The following is a 16,687-nucleotide window of genomic DNA, read 5'->3' as shown; positions in this document are numbered from 1 at the left end:
AATGCAGCAGAAAAAACCTCAGTTTTTCTCGGCGCGCGCGCGAAGCGCCTTGAGCGTATTGAACGGGGCTTCCACGACGAACTTGTTGGCAATCATCGCCGGCACACTCCCGCCTGGCTCGGTATGCACCTGGTACGTCACCTCCGTGCTGTCACCCTTGGGCACCAGCTTCCAGAACCCGTCTACCATAGCCACTCGAACAAAGCCCTTCTCTTCGGGCACGTAGGCAGGCTCTTCGACGAGGTTACGTGTAAGGCTGCCATCGGCACCCTTGACCGTGGTAACACGCAGCACGGAGTCGCGCGGCGTTACAGGCCAGGGCGTATTGAACTGGGTATAAGTCCAGCTCTGATCACCCTCATGCTTGAGCAGTTTCTGCAACTTGCACTCGTGAATCCAGGCACAAGCCCCGGCCACATCCTCCTGCAACGCCTGGACTTTGGCCAACGGCGCCTTGATGACGGTCACGCCTCGGTACGCCTTGTATTTGGAGCCCGGCACTTCACTGAGGGACACCTTGATGCCCTCCTCGTCCTTGGCCACCTGCCAGTTTTCAGCCAAGGCAACAGGTGCAAACAGAACACTGACGCTACACAGCAGCGCTATACGCTTGAACGATCTCATCATGTTTATCCTTGTTGTCGAAGATCCAGCCTGTCACGCCGCCGTTACCCGCTCCCACCAGCCAAGAATCCTGATCGCCTCTTCATTGTCAGCACCGCACACCTCGGGATCGGCCTTGAACCCACCACAGACCGCCGGCCGCTCGGGTTTGCCGAACAGGTCGCACAGATTCGCAGGCGTCAGGTGCAGGCACCTCACACCTGCCGGCTTGCCCTCGGGCATCAGCGGCATGGCTGAAGTAATGGATGGCGCGATGCAACAGGCGCCGCAGCCTTCGCGGCATTTCATGGCATTCAAGTGAATCAGGACTCCAGAGTACGGGATAGGGCGGCACACACGGATAGTAACCGCTCAAACAGACGTTTGAAATTGCCGCCCTGATGAAAATCCACTGACCGGCCGGTCAGCTCCCATCTACTGACGGTACTCGAAATCGATGGCGGCGCCTTCGACATCCCGGCGGCTGTCATTGCGAAGCTGCAGTTGCATTTCGTTGCTGATCAAGCGGCCATTGAGTTGAAACGGGCTGTCGGCTTCGGACTTTTCGACGAACAGCGGCGGTAGCAACGGTTTGCGCTTCCTGATGGGCGAGGGTTCACCAACGTTCGGCTGCAGGTTATCGACCAGCTCGGTGGGCAAGCTCAGGTCGAGGTTGGTTTTCGGCAACGGCTTGGCCACTTGCTTGCTGACCTTTTTGTGCGTCGACTTGGCACGCTTGCTGGCTGCTTTGCGAGCACTTTGCTGTGCCTTCGGCTTGACTTGCGCTTTACCTGAAGCGGACTGTGCCTGGCTTGCTGGCTGGGCAGCCTGAGCTGGGCTGCCCGGCAAAGCCACAGGCAGCAGACACAAGACCAACAGATACCGGCGCAGTGCGTTCATGGCAAATGGACAGAACCCCATGGAAAATGCGTATGCTCCCTGTTCCGCAGCCGCCTGGCAAGCCTCACAAAAGTGGGATGGCAGGCTCCCTGCACAATTGTTGTGCCAGTAGTCCCAAGGTGATGACTGCGCGCTCGGCCTCCTTGTTCCATGGAATCCCGCAGTTCAGGCGGATACAGTGGTTGAACTGTTCGGTATTGCTGAAAATCAGCCCCGGCGCGATGCTGATCCCCTGTTCGAGCGCTCGCACGTGCAGCTCCTGGGTATTGACCCGGCCAGGCAAGCTCACCCAGAGAATGAAGCCGCCCGTTGGGCGAGTCATCTGAGTGCCCTCTGGAAAGTGCTGCTGCACGGCCAACTGATAAGCGCTGAGGTTCTTGCGGTATTCCTGGCGAATGAAGCGAAGGTGGCGATCATAACCCCCGTTTTCCAGGTATGCCGCCACCGCCATCTGGGTCACGCTGCACGCCGAGTGGGTGGTGAAGGTCTGCAAGCGCTGGATCTCGTCCTGGTAACGGCCAGCAATCATCCAACCCACACGCACGCCTGGCGACAGCGTCTTGGAGAAGCTTGAGCAGTAGATGACCCTGTCCAGCCGGTCGAAGGCCTTCAAGGCCTTGGTCTTGCCCTGCTCGAACATCAACTCGCCATAGATGTCATCTTCGACGATCTGGATGTCGTAGTCCGATGCCAGGCGCAGCAACTGCTTTTGCCGCTCTTCGGGAATGGTACCCCCTAGCGGGTTGCTCAACCGTGCGGTCAACACCAATGCCTTGATGGACCATTGATTGGCGGCCAGTTGCAAGGCCTCGAGGCTGATGCCGGTCGAGGGGTCGCTGGGGATCTCGATCACTTTCAATCCGAGCAAGTCCGCCAGCTGCAACAGACCGTAGTAGGTCGGCGACTCGGCCGCAATCAGGTCGCCGGGCTTGGTGAGCACGCGCAGCGACATTTGCAAGGCATCGACACAGCCATGGGTGACGATTACCTCCTGCGGGTCGACCAGCACACCAGCGTCGCGCATGCGAATGGCGATCTGCCGACGCAGAGGTTCGAAGCCTGGGCTGAACATGTAGCTGAAAGCACGCGGGCTGTGAAAGCGCGTCACTTTGGCCAGTTGCTGGTGCAGGGCACGCACCGGCAGATAGTCGACGTGCGGTACGGCCGCGCCGAAGGCGAATACGCCATCGCGGCGCGCTTCGGTCAGTACCTGCTGGATGATGCTGGCCCGGGTCACCAGACCGGGACGCTCCACGCGCGCGATGTCCGGCGTGGGCGCCGTGAGCGCCGGAGTCTGGTGCACATAGTAGCCAGACTGGGGACGCGCGCGAATCAACCCCTGGTCTTCCAGGTTGGCATACGCTTGCAGGACGGTGGCATGGCTGACATTGAGCTGGGCACTCATCTTGCGCACCGAAGGCACCCGCTCCCCGGGCTGGTAGACACCGCGCCGGATGTCTTCGGCCAGTTGCTGGGCGATACGCTGGTACAACAGCAGATTGGTCATGGCTGGATCTCGACGCGCGGACAGGCTCATTATTCTCGTGTCGCTCACTGCGGCTCAGGATACCGGAACAGTTGCAAAGTGTACTGGGACAGATGACAGGATAGTCAACGGTACACTTGCTTGGAAGCGATTTGCAGCGCCCGCGTGCGTGCGGTGCACAGGTAGGCTGATCTTGAACCTACCCAACAGGTGGCGAGTGCCCATGAGTCACTCAGGCGCAGAGGCAGCAGCTGCCATGCACCGCCCGTTTCGACGGCCAGCATGGGCCACTGCCCGAGCCTGCTATCAGCCGTCAGCGTGCCGGCGCAAGCTTGCCCTTGTCGTCGGAAAACACGATCTCGACCCGTCGATTTTGCGCCCTGCCCCGCTCCGAGGCGTTGACTTCAACCGGGTACTGGTCACCGTAGCCCTCCACCTGCATTCGCTTTTCATCGATGCCCAAGTCGGCCAGCATATCGGCCACGGCCTGCGCCCGGTCGCGGGACAGCTTGAGATTCTCTTCGGGCGTCCCCGTGCTGTCGGTATAGCCTTCGATGCGCACTATCCGGCGGGGGTTGAGCTGGAGGAACTGCACGAGCTTGAGCACCGTCCGGCTGGCCGAGTTCTTGAGATCGGCGCTGCCGGTATCGAACAATACATCACCCAGCGTCATGACCAGACCACGGTCGGGCTGCTCAGACGCCAGGGCGACGATCTGCGACTCGACCCATTTGCCCTGCTGCTGCACGCTGGCCAGCTTGGCCTCGCGCAGCGCCAGTTGCAGCCGTTGGCGTTCCAGGTCGAGCTTGGCCTGGCGCTCCTGATTCAGCGCAAGCTTGGCGTGCTCACTGGCGATTTCGCTGTAGCGTTGACTGAGGTAGGCGTAATGGCGTACATCGGCACCGGTACCCATGTAGCTGGACAAACGCTCTGCACGGGACAGCGACTCGCCGGCGCGAATCACATCACGCGGCGCGCTGCGCAGCACATCCGAGTCATCCTTGACCTTCTGGAAGCTGGCAGCGGCTTGATCCAGCGCGGCCGTGCTGCGCTGGCTGGCGCAACCGGTCAGGCCTGCTGCAAGGGCCAGCACTGTCAGTGCCGTGATAGAACCACGCGCCATCATGGCTGCACCTCCAGCTGCTTGCGCAAGCGCTTGATCCTCGATTGCAGCAATTGCAACTGCTCATCACTCTTTTGGTTCAACACCTGGGCCTCGGCCAGCCGAGCATCGAGCTCAGCCTGTTCGGCGCGCATGCGAGCGTCGCGAAAGTCTTGTGTGAGCATGTTTGTACGAGCACGTCCCAGTTTGTCTTCGGCCAGCTTGAACGCTTCGACCTGGTCGGTAGCACCAACCGCTTTCGCTTGTTCCAGGGCCTGCTCAGAAAGGCGCATCTGCTCATCCGGGGCAGGGTCATTGGCGCAGCCAGCCAGGGCAAACATGGCCATGGCAAGGATCAAAGGTTGGGTTTTCACGCGATCTTCCTAGTGTTTGGGGGCGTCGCCCTGCACCTGCAATTGGGCCTTCCAGCGCTCGAGATTGGCCTGCAGCACAGCATCGGACGTACCGGAGATGGGCAATTCTGTCAGCTTTTTCGCCAAATGCCCACGCAGCCAACTGTCATTGCACGCCGAGTCATGGGACAGCGCCAAGTACAGCCCAGGTCGGTCCACGGGTAGGCCGCGGGCAATCAGGGCATCGTTCATGCCCAGGCTCTGGACCATGGCCATGCCCGAATAGCGACCGGCCAGCACATAGTCCACCTGGCCGAGTACCAACTTTTGAAAGGCCTGGGTCAGGTTCTGCGCCATCACCGGTTTCAACTGGTCTTTGGCGAACGCGGTAAAGGCAGGGGTCAAGCGCGCCCGTTCCGACAGACTGCCCCGATAACGCGCAAGGTCAGCTGGGCCATCGAAGGTCAACTCGGCATCGTGCCGCGTCCATACCAGGTACTCGTTGAGCTGCAGCGGCGGGTGGATGTAGTCCAGTGACGTCAATTGCTCCACTTGCAGCGGCGCATCGAGCAGCAGGTCCATGCGACCGCTGCGCACTTCCTCAAGGGCCTGGTCGCGCCTACCCGCGTTGAGCACTTCCACCTTGATTCCCAGCTCGCTCGCCACGTGGCGCAGCAGGTCGACGTTGGCGCCAATCAAGTGCTTGGGGTCTTTGGGGTCCTGCCACGAGTAAGGCGGCGCGTCGGGGCTGCCGGTGGCCACCAGGCGTTCGCACTTGCCTGCCGCCATCGCCAGCGGCGATACCAGAACTGTCATGCAGGCCAGCACCCTGCCCATTGCACGCAACCTCATCCCACACTCCTCGACCATAAAAAAACCCGGCCCTCAACGAGAGGGCCGGGTTCTTTATAAGTGAAGCCAGCGGATCAGACCAGCTTTTCCAGCTCCGGCACGGCTTCGAACAGGTCGGCAACCAGGCCGTAGTCGGCCACCTGGAAAATCGGTGCCTCTTCGTCCTTGTTGATCGCCACGATCACCTTGGAATCCTTCATCCCGGCCAGGTGCTGGATGGCGCCCGAGATACCCACGGCGATGTACAACTGCGGGGCGACGATCTTGCCGGTCTGGCCGACCTGCATGTCGTTGGGCACAAAGCCCGCATCGACGGCCGCACGGGATGCGCCAACAGCGGCGCCAAGCTTGTCGGCCAAGCTATACAGGTGGCTGAAGTTATCGCCGTTACCCATGCCGCGACCGCCGGAAACGACGATTTTGGCAGCGGTCAGCTCAGGACGATCGGACTTGGCCAGCTCTTCAGAAACGAACGCCGAAATGCCAGCATCGTGGGCAGCACCCACCGCCTCGACAGCGGCAGTGCCACCTTCGGCGGCCACGGCATCGAAACCGGTGGTGCGCACGGTGATGACCTTCACGCTGGCGCTCGATTGCACGGTAGCGATGGCGTTACCCGCGTAGATCGGGCGCTTGAAGGTGTCGGCAGATTCGACCGAGATGATTTCGGAGATCTGATCGACGTCCAGCAGCGCTGCAACGCGCGGCAGGGTGTTCTTGCCATTGGTAGTGGCCGGGGCCAGCACGTGGCTGTAGCCCTGGGCAAGCTCGACGATCAACGGCGCAACGTTTTCGGGCAGCGCATGGGCGTAGGCGGCATTATCGGCGACCAGCACCTTGGCCACGCCAGCGATCTGGGCGGCGGATTCGCCAATGGCACCTACGTTCTGACCGGCGACCAGTACGTGCACGTCACCACCGATCTTGGCGGCGGCAGCAACGGTATTGAGGGTGGACGGTGCTACGGCACCGTTCTCGTATTCAGCGACAACCAGGATAGTCATTTAGATTACCTTCGCTTCGTTCTTCAGCTTCTCGACCAGTTCGGCCACCGATTTGACCTTGATACCAGCGCCACGGGCAGCGGGTGCTTCGACTTTCAGGGTCTTGTTGGTAGAGACCAGGGAAACGCCCAGCGCATCTGGCGTCAGGGTCTCGAGCGGCTTCTTCTTGGCCTTCATGATGTTGGGCAACGACGCGTAGCGCGGCTCGTTCAGGCGCAAGTCGGTGGTGACGATGGCCGGCAGGTTGAGCGCGACGGTTTGCAGGCCGCCGTCGATTTCACGGGTGACGTTGAGCTTGTCGCCAGCGACTTCGACCTTGGACGCGAAGGTGCCCTGGGCGTAACCGGTCAGTGCGGCGAGCATCTGGCCGGTCTGGTTGTTGTCACTGTCGATGGCCTGCTTGCCGAGAATGACCAGCTGCGGCTGCTCCTTGTCGACCACGGCCTTGAGCGCCTTGGCCACTGCCAGGGAGTTCAGCTCGTCGGCTGCTTCGACCAGGATGGCGCGGTCGGCACCCAGCGCCAGGGCGGTACGCAACTGCTCCTGGGCGGTAGTCGGGCCGACGGATACGACCACGATCTCGGTCGCAACGCCTTTTTCCTTCAGGCGAACGGCCTCTTCCACGGCAATTTCGCAGAAGGGGTTCATGGACATCTTGACGTTAGCAAGGTCGACGCCGGAGTTGTCCGCCTTGACGCGAACCTTGACGTTGTAGTCGACCACTCGTTTGACAGCTACAAGAACCTTCATGGATTCCTCGTTACTCTCCGGTGAATAGATAGTCGCCTGGGACTAGGCCCTGCGATACGCGTGGGTACAAGGGCACCTCTGGAAACGAGCCGCAGACGAAGTTTTCATGGTGACCGCAACCAAGCGCGCCCCGACCCATCAGTCCTGTGCACATGCCTGGGGCAAAAATGCACGCGGGCCATTTGCTGTCGTGGCGTGTAGACTTCACTACAAACCGCTTGATCGCTTGAAAACCCTGCTCCACACCTGGTCTTTAGAGGTGTACCTGCGCCCGGCTGCATGCCTACGGCGAACGTAAAACCGCTCGTATCTTGACCGTATCACCCCATCCGGTCAATACGGCAAATCGGTCACCTTCCAGCCGCGTACCTTTGATTTTACTGGGCTGCGGCAAATTCAAACAAACGTTTGTATTGGACCGGTCAAGTGGTGTAGATATAATGCGCGTCCAAGACAAAACGGTGTAGTTCGTCATTTGCCCAGCTACAACCTGGTGGCCTCGCCACCGCTGCGAATGCCCGCGCACCCATAAGACAAAGCAACAGCTATGAGCCTTGATGAGTAGGAGAGAACCTGTGGAACGCGAATACATGGAATTCGACGTGGTCATCGTCGGCGCCGGCCCGGCGGGTCTGTCCGCCGCCTGCCGCCTGAAGCAGAAGGCCGCCGAAGCCGGTAGCGAAATCAGCGTCTGCGTGGTGGAAAAAGGCTCCGAAGTCGGTGCCCATATTCTCTCCGGCGCCGTGTTCGAGCCACGCGCCCTGAACGAGCTGTTCCCGGACTGGAAGGCGCTGGGCGCGCCGCTGAACACCGAGGTCAAGCGTGACGACATCTACGTGCTCAAGGATGCCGGAAGCGCCACCAAGGTGCCTGACCTGTTCGTGCCCAAGACCATGCACAACCAGGGCAACTACATCATCTCGCTGGGCAACCTGTGCCGCTGGCTGGCCCAGCAGGCCGAGAACCTGGGTGTCGAGATCTACCCAGGCTTCGCAGCCCAGGAAGCGCTGTTCGACGAGGACGGCGTCGTACGCGGCATCGTCACAGGCGACTTGGGTGTCGATCGCGAAGGCCAGCCCAAAGACGGTTTGTACACGCCGGGCATGGAACTGCGCGCCAAATACACCTTGTTCGCCGAAGGCTGCCGTGGCCATATCGGCAAGCAACTGATCAAGCGCTTCAAGCTTGATAGCGATTCGGACGTACAGCACTACGGCATCGGGCTCAAGGAGCTGTGGGAAATCGACCCAGCCAAGCACCAGCAAGGCTTGGTGGTGCACACCGCCGGCTGGCCGCTGGACGTCATGGCCAAAGACAACACCGGTGGCTCGTTCCTTTACCACCTGGAGAACAACCAGGTGGTGGTCGGGCTGATCGTCGACCTGTCCTACGCCAACCCCTACCTGTCGCCCTTCGACGAGTTCCAGCGCCTGAAACACCACCCGGTGATCAGCCAGTACCTCGAAGGCGGCAAACGCATCAGCTACGGTGCCCGCGCCCTGGCCAAGGGCGGCATCAACTCGCTGCCCAAGATGGTGTTCAAGGGTGGCGCCCTGATCGGTTGCGACCTGGGTACCATGAACGTGGCCAAGATCAAGGGCAGCCATACGGCCATGAAGTCGGGCATGCTCGCCGCAGAGGCCGTCGCTGACGCCCTGATCGCCGGCAGTGAGGGCGGTGACCAGCTCGACAGCTATGTCAGTGCCTTCAAGGCCAGCTGGCTGCATGAGGAGCTGTTCGCCAGCCGCAACTTCGGCCCGGCCATGCACAAGTTCGGCCCGTTGCTCGGTGCTGCGTTCAACTACATCGACCAGAACTGGTTCGCCGGCAAGCTGCCCTTCACGCTGCGCGACACCAAGCCCGACTATGCCTGCCTGAAGCTGGCCGCGGACTCGCAAAAGATCGAGTACCCCAAGCCCGACGGCAAGCTCAGCTTCGACAAGCTCAGCTCGGTCTTCCTGTCCAGCACCAACCATGAAGAAGAGCAACCCTGCCACCTGAAGCTGGCCGACCCGAGCATTCCGATCGCCAGCAACCTGCCGCTTTATGACGAACCTGCCCAGCGCTATTGCCCGGCAGGCGTCTACGAAGTGGTCACCCAGGAAGATGGCAGCAAGCGCTTCCAGATCAACGCGCAGAACTGCGTGCACTGCAAGACGTGCGACATCAAGGACCCGGCCCAGAACATCACTTGGGTCACGCCTGAAGGCGCTGGCGGGCCCAACTACCCGAACATGTAGTCACCTCGCTCTGCACGATACAAAAAGCCCCCGGTTCGAAAGAACCGGGGGCTTTTTTGCAGGGTGTGCTCCGAAACGGTGTGATTGTGAGTGTCAGGCCGTGCGCGGGAGCTCAAGCCCCGCTTCACCCGCCGCCATGGGCTCTCGTCGCCCGAAGTACACCGAGGTCATTACCCCTACCCCGCCCATCACCAGACAGAACCCGACACACACCCAAGGGCTCCATGGCATCAGTGCGATAAGCGCCAAGGGCGTGATACTGGCCCACAGCGCATAGGCCACGTTGTAGGTGAACGAAATGCCCGATACGCGAATCTGCGCAGGGAACAGCCCGACCATGACCGATGGCACCACGCCCACCACACCGCACGACAAGCCCGCCAGGGCATAGGCCACCCAGGTCATGCCCCAGTGCCCGATCAGGCTGGCATAGAGCACGCCGACCCCGAGCGGTAGCAGCACGCTGTACAACAGCAGCGCCCGCCACGCGCCCACGCGGTCGACCAGCAACCCGGCAAGCACACAGCCCAGGTTCAGAAACACGATGCCCACGCTGCTCAGGGCAAAGGTATCTCCCGCGCTCATGCCAAAGCGCTGCTGCATGACCGTCGGGGTGATCACCACCAGCACCACCACCGCCGAGGTCAGCACGCAGGTCAGCAGCGCCGCGGGTGCCAAGGCGCGTTTATGTTCGCCAAGCACCTGTCGCAAAGGAAACTTCACCGGCGCCTGTTGACTACGCAACGCCAGGAAGACCGGTGTTTCACTCAGCCAGCGGCGCAACCACACGCCGATGACCCCGAACACGCCCCCCAGCAGGAACGGATAACGCCAGGCGTAGCTGAGTATTTCCTCGGGCGAGAACACATGGGCCAGCAAGGTTGCCGTCAGTGCGCCCAGCAGATAGCCGAACGTGAGCCCGGCCTGCAGAAAGCCCAAGGCATAGCCGCGTCGCCCGGGCGGCGCATGTTCGGCAACGAAGGTCCAGGCACTGGGCACTTCACCACCGACCGCGGCCCCTTGCAGGATGCGTAGCGCCAGCAACAACAACGGCGCCGCGTACCCAATGTCGGCATACGTCGGCATGACGCCGATGAGCAGGCACGGCAGCGCCATCATCAAAATGCTCAGGCTGAACACGCGCTTGCGGCCCAGGTGATCAGCGAAATGCGCCATCAGGATGCCACCCAGTGGTCGGGCCAGGTAACCGGTGACGAAGATGCCGAAGCTTTGCAGCAGCCGTAGCCATTGAGGCATCTCAGGCGGGAAGAACAGCTGGCTGAGGGTCAGGGCGAAGAAGACGAAGATGATGAAATCGTAGATTTCCAGCGCGCCGCCCAGCGCAGCCAGGCCCAGCGTCCGGTGGTCACGGCGGGTGAACCGGGGTGGACGAGCGGTATCGGTGGCAGTCATGGCAGGTTTCGCAGCAATGGTCAAAGGCCGGAGGATAGCAAATAGCGACCCGATTGCCCCTACCCTGCCTGGATCAGCGATGAAAGACCGTCTGGGCCAAGTTGCCGGGTGCTCTGGGGCCTACCCTGCGCAACCCGTCCGGCATCCGTAGGGTGCCCACCACCAGGGGTGCGTCGACGATCGACATGAAGGACGCCAGGGCGGCATCGTCAGGCACGTGCGGCAGGCTCAGGCTGACCGCCTGGCGCTCGGCCTGGGGTACCGCAGGCACCTTCAGTTGGGCGCAATGGTAAAGCAGGGCATGCTGGATCTGCGTGCTGACCCGGCAAAACCGGGCCAGGTCCACGCCTGCATGGCTGGCCAACTCGATATTGCCCAACAGCAGGTGGAAGGGCTGGAGGGCACCCAGCACCAGCCGCTGTAGCTCCTCGAAACTGTCGACGGGGGCAATACGGTAATACCCCAGGCCATTGAGCATACGCTCCAGTTGCAGGCGTTGGTGCGGGTGAGCATCGGCAATCAGGATACGCAAGGACTTGTTGGCCATGGTCGAACCTGGACAGTGGAGGGGCCGCCAAGACTTGGTCGAGCCCGTCAAGCCCTGGCCAAGTCCAGCATTGATACCCCTAGATACAAGCCGGGAAACCCTCGAAAAGCAAGCGGTGGCCCGACAGAATGTGCAGTTTGCGCGGCGTGCCGTCAGGACTCCCACTGGCGCATGCGTTGCCGGCAGTGCTTCATGGCATTGACGATGTGCTTTTCCACCAGGCTGCGCGACAAGCCCAGCCGTTCGGCAATCTGCGGATGGGACAAGCCTTCGAGCTTGCGCAGCAGAAAGCTGTCACGGCATGGCTTGGGCAGTTCGTCCAAGGCACGCTTGAGCAGGTCCAGGCGCTGGGCGTGGTGCATGTCCTGGGACCAGAGCGTGTGCTGCCACTGAACGCCCTCATCGAGCACTTCCAGCGGTTCGGTCTGGCGAATCAAGTGACGCCGGTGTCGATCCACCACCAGGTTGAGCGCAGTGCGATAAAGAAACGCGCGGGGGTGCTCGATCACTTGCGCATCGACACGCTCCAGCACCCGAACGTAGGCGTCATGGGCCACATCTTCAGCAGCCTGGCGGCTACCGAGGCGTGCGCTCAGGAAATTGACCAACTCGCGATAATAGTGTTCCACGGCGGCACCCTGAATCGCCCGATGACGGCCCCGCGCAGCCCAGACGGGCGCAGGTGATATCAAATTGGAATCTTACAAATTATCATTACCCGCAGCAACCGACGTCGGTCGCCTGGCAAACCTAAATTAGCCGCCATGACCTTCGTTTAACGGGGACCTGCCTGCGCACAGGCACCGCCTGCGTTCAGGCCCAATTCGGCTGGAAGTCCCCATGAGACGTGCACCCGCTATTCGCCACCGCCTGCTTCTGGGCGGCTTAGCCCTGCTGAGCCTGGGCAGTCTTCTGGCCTGGCGTACCCTACCCTTGGGCGCGGTACCGACCAACACCGTCAGCGTGACGCGTGCAGACATCGAAAGCAGCGTCACCGCGCTGGGCACGCTGCAACCCAGGCGCTATGTGGATGTTGGCGCACAAGCGTCCGGGCAGATTCGCACGCTCCATGTCGAAGCCGGCGATACCGTGCGCAAGGGACAACTGCTGGTGGAGATTGACCCGTCCACACAGCAGGCGCGCGTGGATGCCGGGCGCTTCTCCATCGACAACCTCAAGGCGCAGCTCGCCGAGCAGCGCGCCCAGTTCAAACTGGCCAGGCAGCAGCTCGCCCGCCAGCGCAGCCTGGCCGATGCCGGCGCCACCCGCGAAGAGGATGTGCAGGCGGCCGATGCGCAGCTCAGCGTCACCCAGGCGCGTATCGACATGTACCAAGCGCAAATCCGCCAGGCCCAGGCGAGCCTGCGCAGTGACGAAGCCGAGTTGGGCTATACCCGTATCTACGCCCCGATGGATGGCACCGTGGTGGCGGTGGATGCCCGTGAAGGCCAGACCCTCAATGCCCAGCAACAAACCCCATTGATTCTGCGCATCGCCAAGCTCTCGCCGATGACGGTGTGGGCGCAGGTGTCGGAGGCCGATATCGGCAAGGTCAAACCCGGCATGACGGCCTATTTCACGACACTGGCCGGCGGCAAGCGCCGCTGGAGCAGCCGCGTCAGGCAGATCCTGCCGATTCCACCCAAACCGCTGGAGCAGACCAGCAGCGGTGGCGGCAGCCCGGCGAGCGCGACCAATGGCGCCACCGGTACTCAGGTGGTGCAGTACACCGTCTTGCTGGATGTGGAGAACCCTGACGGTGCGCTGATGGCCGAAATGACCACGCAAGTGTTCTTCGTCGCCGGGCAGGCCAGCGGTGTACTGACCGTACCCCTGGCTGCGCTGGACGAACAGGATGGCGTGCACATGGCACAGGTGCTCGCCCCCGATGGCCAGGTGCGACCGCGTCAGGTACGAACAGGGCTGAGCGATCGCCTGCGTGTGCAGGTGCTCGATGGCCTGGGCGAAGGTGAGCGGTTGCTGATCGGCCAAGGCAGTGGAGGCTGAATGACCACGCCCCTGATCGAACTGCGCGACATCTGCAAGGCTTACGGCGGCTTCGGCTCCCCCAAGGTGGACGTGCTGCGAGGTATCAGCCTGCGCATTCATCCCGGTGAGTTCGTTGCGATCGTTGGCGCTTCGGGCTCCGGAAAATCCACCCTGATGAACATCCTCGGTTGCCTGGACCGCCCCACCAGCGGCAGCTATCACTTCGCGGGGATGGACGTGGCCGAGCTGGGCAACGATGAGCTGGCTTGGCTGCGCCGTGAGGCGTTCGGATTCGTCTTTCAAGGCTATCACCTGATCCCCTCCGGCTCTGCGCTGGAAAACGTAGAGATGCCGGCCATCTATGCCGGCATCCCGGCCCAGGAGCGCCACGCCCGCGCCGCGGCCCTGCTGGAGCGGCTAGGCTTGGCAAGCCGCACCGCCAACCGCCCGCATCAACTGTCGGGCGGTCAGCAGCAGCGGGTGTCGATTGCCCGCGCCTTGATGAACGGTGGCCACATCATCCTCGCCGACGAGCCTACCGGCGCCCTGGACAGCCACAGCGGCAAGGAAGTCATGGCGTTGCTGGACGAATTGGCCAGCCAAGGTCATGTGATCATCCTGATCACCCACGACCGAGATGTCGCGGCCCGCGCGCACCGGGTCATCGAGATCCGCGACGGCCTCATGATCAGCGACTCGGCCGATGAGCGCGACGGCACAGCCCGCCACCCAGGCCTGCAGGCCGATGATCTGCGTCAGCGCCTGGACCAGGGGGCGCAGTTGCGCGGCGCCTGGAAAGGCGAGCTGGTCGAAGCACTCCAGGCAGCCTGGCGCATCATGTGGATCAATCGCTTTCGCACGGCGCTCACCTTGCTGGGTATCGTCATCGGGGTAGCCTCGGTTGTGGTCATGCTGGCCGTGGGCGAAGGCAGCAAGCGCCAGGTGATGGCGCAGATGGCCGCGTTCGGCTCGAACATCCTTTATCTCAACGGCAAGCCGGCGACACTCGGCGAGCCGGCAGGCACCGTCACCCTGGACGATGTCGCGGCCATCGGCGAATTGCCGCAGGTCAAGCACGTCATGCCCGTGATCGGGGAAAAGCTCATGGTGCGCCAGAACAACACCAGCCAGGTGTTCTACGTGGGCGGCAACAACACTTGGTTCGAGGACATTTTCAACTGGCCCGTGGTGGAAGGCTCATTCTTCAGCCAGGCCGACGAAGCCGCCGCGGCGGCGGTCGCCGTGATTGGCCAGAAAGTGCGGGAAAAGATGCTGGGCGACCATGCCAACCCGATCGGTCAATACCTGCTGATCGGCAACGTGCCATTCCAGGTGATCGGCATACTGGCGGGAAAAGGCGCCAGCTCCGGCGACCAGGACAGCGACGGGCGTATCGTGGTGCCGTACTCGGCCGCCGCCATCCGCCTGTTCGGTCATCGCGACCCCGACTACATCACCATTGCGGCGCGCGATTCGACCCAGGTCAACGCGACCGAGGCGGCCATCGATCACCTGTTGCGCCAACGCCACCAGGGCCGCCACGATTTCGAACTGACCAACGATGCGGCGTTGATCCAGGCCGAGGCACGCACCCAGAGCAGCCTATCGCTGATGCTAGGCGCCATCGCGGCCATCTCGCTACTGGTGGGCGGCATTGGGGTGATGAACATCATGCTGATGACCGTGCGCGAGCGTACCCGCGAAATTGGTATCCGCATGGCCACCGGAGCCCGCCAGCGCGACATCATGCGCCAGTTCCTCAGTGAGGCGGTCATGCTCTCGATGGTGGGCGGGCTCAGTGGCATCGTCCTGGCCTTGGTCGTCGGCGCCGGCTTGATGCTGGCCGATATCGCGGTGGCCTTCGCGCTGCCAGCCATGCTTGGCGCTTTTACCTGCGCTGTGATCACCGGCATCGTGTTCGGCTTCATGCCCGCACGCAAAGCCGCCCGACTCGACCCGGTCAAAGCCCTTACCAGCGAATAAGCCATGCCCTTGCCAAGCCGCATCAGCCTGTTGACCCTTTGCCTGGCGTTCGCCGGGTGCAGCCCACCCACCCTGCCCCAGGCAGCGGTCGATATGCCGCGTACCTGGCAGGGCCCGACACACGCTTTCGGTGAGGCCGACCGACCGGCGCGTCAGTGGTGGCAGTCCTTCAACAGCCCCGAGCTGGACAGCCTGGTGCAACGCGCCCTGCTTAACAGCCACGACCTGGCGGCCGCCACCGCACGCATCCGGCAGGCCAGAGCGCGAGCCGCCATCGCCAACGCACCCCTGCTGCCAGCGGTCGAGCTGGGCGTGGATGCCAGCCGCCAGCGGCTGCTCAAGGGTGAGGGTTATAACGACCTCGATGCCACCCGTAGCGAGCGCACCAGTACCGCGTTCGATACCCACCTCAGTGCCAGCTATGAAATCGATTTCTGGGGCGGCCTGCGGGCTAGCCGCGACAACGCCCTGCGCACATTGCAAGCCAGCCGCTTCGACCGGCAGACGGTGCAGTTGACCCTGCTCAGCGACATCGCCGACACGTATCTGCAGGGCCTGGCCTTAGCCGAACAACTGCGCATCGCCCAACTGAACCTGGACAATGCACGGGGCATTTTGCGCCTGGTCCAGGCACGCCAGCGCGCAGGCTCGGCAACACGCCTGGAGCTTGCCCAGCAGCGCAGCCTGGTCGCGGCCCAGGAGCGTCAGGTCCCCCTGATGGCGCAACGCGTGCAAGACACCCGCATCACCCTTGCAACATTGCTCGGCGACCCAGTACAGCAACTGCCGACCAGCCGCCAGCCGTTCGCCAGCGTGGCCTGGCCGACGGTTGACAGCGGCCTGCCCAGCGACCTGCTGACCCGTCGCCCCGATATCGCCGCCGCCGAGGCCCGCCTGGCAGCGGCCAACGCCAACGTGCAAGTGGCCCGGGCGGCCATGCTGCCCAAGGTAACCCTTGGCGCCACCCTGGGCAGCGGCGCGCGCACCTTCGCCCAGACGCTGGAAAGCCCCTATTACACCCTGACCTCTGGTCTGCTTGCGCCGATTTTCGACAACGGCAGGCTCAGGGCTTCCCGCGATCTGGCCGAGGCCGAGCAGGCCGAACTGCTGGAGCAGTATCGCAGCAGCATTCTCGCTGGCCTGAGCGATGTGGAGAAGGCGCTCAATGCCCTGGACGGTGTCGACCGCCAACGCCACTGGCAGGACGAAGAAGTGCGACAAGCTCAACTGGCCTTTGACCTGGCCGAACAGCGCTATGGGGCAGGCGCCGAGACCGTACTGACCGTGCTGGAAACCCAGCGCACGCTGTATGTAGCCCAGGATCAGCAGGCAACGCTTCGCCTGGCCCGCTTGCAAGCGAGCGTGGCGCTTTACAAGGCGCTCGGTGGTGGGTGGCAGGTGGGCGGTGATGCCCCTTAGGCGCAACGCTGGGCTGGAAAAACGCCAGGGTCGCCGAGGCCGCTGC

Annotated in this window: 16 protein-coding genes; 4 read left to right on the top strand and 12 right to left on the bottom strand. The window is 62.6% G+C overall.

The features are described 5' to 3' along the window. Positions 1-18 precede the first annotated feature (18 nt). The 9 genes from CRP40_RS03115 to CRP40_RS03075 form a co-directional block, all read right to left on the bottom strand. Positions 19-624 (bottom strand): START domain-containing protein, encoded by a 606-nt coding sequence (locus CRP40_RS03115; RefSeq protein WP_027916296.1) that lies wholly within the window; start codon positions 622-624, stop codon positions 19-21. A 33-nt stretch (positions 625-657) separates the two neighbouring features. Next, complete coding sequence (locus CRP40_RS03110; RefSeq protein ID WP_027916297.1) at positions 658-912, bottom strand: YkgJ family cysteine cluster protein; 255 nt, start codon at positions 910-912, stop codon at positions 658-660. A gap of 126 nt (positions 913-1,038) precedes the next feature. Continuing rightward, entirely contained in the window at positions 1,039-1,503 is a 465-nt protein-coding gene (locus CRP40_RS03105) for a hypothetical protein (RefSeq protein WP_023533622.1), read from the bottom strand. 64 nt (positions 1,504-1,567) lie between these two features. After that, a complete protein-coding gene (locus tag CRP40_RS03100) occupies positions 1,568-3,010 on the bottom strand; it encodes a PLP-dependent aminotransferase family protein (RefSeq protein WP_027916298.1) in 1,443 nt (480 codons plus the stop codon). Positions 3,011-3,302: 292 nt separating this feature from the next. Beyond that, on the bottom strand, positions 3,303-4,115 hold the full coding sequence (locus CRP40_RS03095) for an OmpA family protein (RefSeq protein ID WP_027916299.1): 813 nt from the start codon (positions 4,113-4,115) through the stop codon (positions 3,303-3,305). Then, a complete protein-coding gene (locus tag CRP40_RS03090; protein ID WP_027916300.1) occupies positions 4,112-4,465 on the bottom strand; it encodes a DUF4398 domain-containing protein in 354 nt (117 codons plus the stop codon). Before CRP40_RS03090 ends, CRP40_RS03095 begins: the two co-directional genes overlap by 4 nt. 9 nt (positions 4,466-4,474) lie before the next feature. Next, entirely contained in the window at positions 4,475-5,296 is an 822-nt protein-coding gene (locus tag CRP40_RS03085; RefSeq protein WP_027916301.1) for a transporter substrate-binding domain-containing protein, read from the bottom strand. 74 nt (positions 5,297-5,370) lie between these two features. Then, positions 5,371-6,300 carry an FAD-binding protein gene (locus CRP40_RS03080; protein ID WP_027916302.1) on the bottom strand — a complete coding sequence of 310 codons (930 nt, stop codon included), beginning with the start codon at positions 6,298-6,300 and terminating at the stop codon, positions 5,371-5,373. Beyond that, a complete protein-coding gene (locus CRP40_RS03075; protein ID WP_027916303.1) occupies positions 6,301-7,050 on the bottom strand; it encodes an electron transfer flavoprotein subunit beta/FixA family protein in 750 nt (249 codons plus the stop codon). Positions 7,051-7,625: 575 nt separating this feature from the next. Here CRP40_RS03075 and CRP40_RS03070 point away from each other — a divergent pair. Beyond that, positions 7,626-9,290: an electron transfer flavoprotein-ubiquinone oxidoreductase gene (locus tag CRP40_RS03070; RefSeq protein WP_027916304.1), complete on the top strand. Its 1,665-nt coding sequence runs from the start codon at positions 7,626-7,628 to the stop codon at positions 9,288-9,290. 93 nt (positions 9,291-9,383) lie between these two features. On the opposite strand, the gene CRP40_RS03065 is transcribed toward CRP40_RS03070, so the two are convergent. The 3 genes from CRP40_RS03065 to CRP40_RS03055 form a co-directional block, all read right to left on the bottom strand. Further along, positions 9,384-10,703, bottom strand: a complete 1,320-nt coding sequence (locus CRP40_RS03065; protein WP_027916305.1) for an MFS transporter — start codon at positions 10,701-10,703, stop codon at positions 9,384-9,386. A 73-nt stretch (positions 10,704-10,776) separates the two neighbouring features. Next, entirely contained in the window at positions 10,777-11,250 is a 474-nt protein-coding gene (locus tag CRP40_RS03060; RefSeq protein ID WP_027916306.1) for a response regulator, read from the bottom strand. A gap of 152 nt (positions 11,251-11,402) precedes the next feature. Then, a complete protein-coding gene (locus CRP40_RS03055; protein ID WP_023533586.1) occupies positions 11,403-11,879 on the bottom strand; it encodes a sigma-70 family RNA polymerase sigma factor in 477 nt (158 codons plus the stop codon). A 211-nt stretch (positions 11,880-12,090) separates the two neighbouring features. On the opposite strand from CRP40_RS03055, the gene CRP40_RS03050 reads away from it, so the two are divergent. The 3 genes from CRP40_RS03050 to CRP40_RS03040 are packed head-to-tail and all read left to right on the top strand — an operon-like array spanning position 12,091 to position 16,641. Beyond that, positions 12,091-13,257 carry an efflux RND transporter periplasmic adaptor subunit gene (locus CRP40_RS03050; protein ID WP_027916307.1) on the top strand — a complete coding sequence of 389 codons (1,167 nt, stop codon included), beginning with the start codon at positions 12,091-12,093 and terminating at the stop codon, positions 13,255-13,257. Beyond that, on the top strand, positions 13,258-15,222 hold the full coding sequence (locus tag CRP40_RS03045) for a MacB family efflux pump subunit (RefSeq protein WP_027916308.1): 1,965 nt from the start codon (positions 13,258-13,260) through the stop codon (positions 15,220-15,222). Positions 15,223-15,225: 3 nt separating this feature from the next. Next, on the top strand, positions 15,226-16,641 hold the full coding sequence (locus CRP40_RS03040) for an efflux transporter outer membrane subunit (RefSeq protein WP_027916309.1): 1,416 nt from the start codon (positions 15,226-15,228) through the stop codon (positions 16,639-16,641). The last annotated feature ends 46 nt before the right edge of the window (positions 16,642-16,687 follow it).

The sequence above is a fragment of the Pseudomonas sp. URMO17WK12:I9 genome, assembly GCF_900230165.1.
Lineage (GTDB): Bacteria > Pseudomonadota > Gammaproteobacteria > Pseudomonadales > Pseudomonadaceae > Aquipseudomonas > Aquipseudomonas fulva.
The sequence above is the reverse complement of the archived record's forward strand: the minus strand, read 5'-3'. Positions and strand labels throughout refer to the sequence as shown.

Coding starts and splice junctions, on each gene's coding strand:
- CRP40_RS03100 (WP_027916298.1), bottom strand. CDS start 3,010: ATGACCAATCTGCTGTTGTACCAGCGTATCGCCCAGCAACTGGCCGAA.
- CRP40_RS03115 (WP_027916296.1), bottom strand. CDS start 624: ATGAGATCGTTCAAGCGTATAGCGCTGCTGTGTAGCGTCAGTGTTCTG.
- CRP40_RS03085 (WP_027916301.1), bottom strand. CDS start 5,296: ATGAGGTTGCGTGCAATGGGCAGGGTGCTGGCCTGCATGACAGTTCTG.
- CRP40_RS03060 (WP_027916306.1), bottom strand. CDS start 11,250: ATGGCCAACAAGTCCTTGCGTATCCTGATTGCCGATGCTCACCCGCAC.
- CRP40_RS03095 (WP_027916299.1), bottom strand. CDS start 4,115: ATGATGGCGCGTGGTTCTATCACGGCACTGACAGTGCTGGCCCTTGCA.
- CRP40_RS03110 (WP_027916297.1), bottom strand. CDS start 912: ATGAAATGCCGCGAAGGCTGCGGCGCCTGTTGCATCGCGCCATCCATT.
- CRP40_RS03075 (WP_027916303.1), bottom strand. CDS start 7,050: ATGAAGGTTCTTGTAGCTGTCAAACGAGTGGTCGACTACAACGTCAAG.
- CRP40_RS03040 (WP_027916309.1), top strand. CDS start 15,226: ATGCCCTTGCCAAGCCGCATCAGCCTGTTGACCCTTTGCCTGGCGTTC.
- CRP40_RS03105 (WP_023533622.1), bottom strand. CDS start 1,503: ATGAACGCACTGCGCCGGTATCTGTTGGTCTTGTGTCTGCTGCCTGTG.
- CRP40_RS03045 (WP_027916308.1), top strand. CDS start 13,258: ATGACCACGCCCCTGATCGAACTGCGCGACATCTGCAAGGCTTACGGC.
- CRP40_RS03080 (WP_027916302.1), bottom strand. CDS start 6,300: ATGACTATCCTGGTTGTCGCTGAATACGAGAACGGTGCCGTAGCACCG.
- CRP40_RS03065 (WP_027916305.1), bottom strand. CDS start 10,703: ATGACTGCCACCGATACCGCTCGTCCACCCCGGTTCACCCGCCGTGAC.
- CRP40_RS03050 (WP_027916307.1), top strand. CDS start 12,091: ATGAGACGTGCACCCGCTATTCGCCACCGCCTGCTTCTGGGCGGCTTA.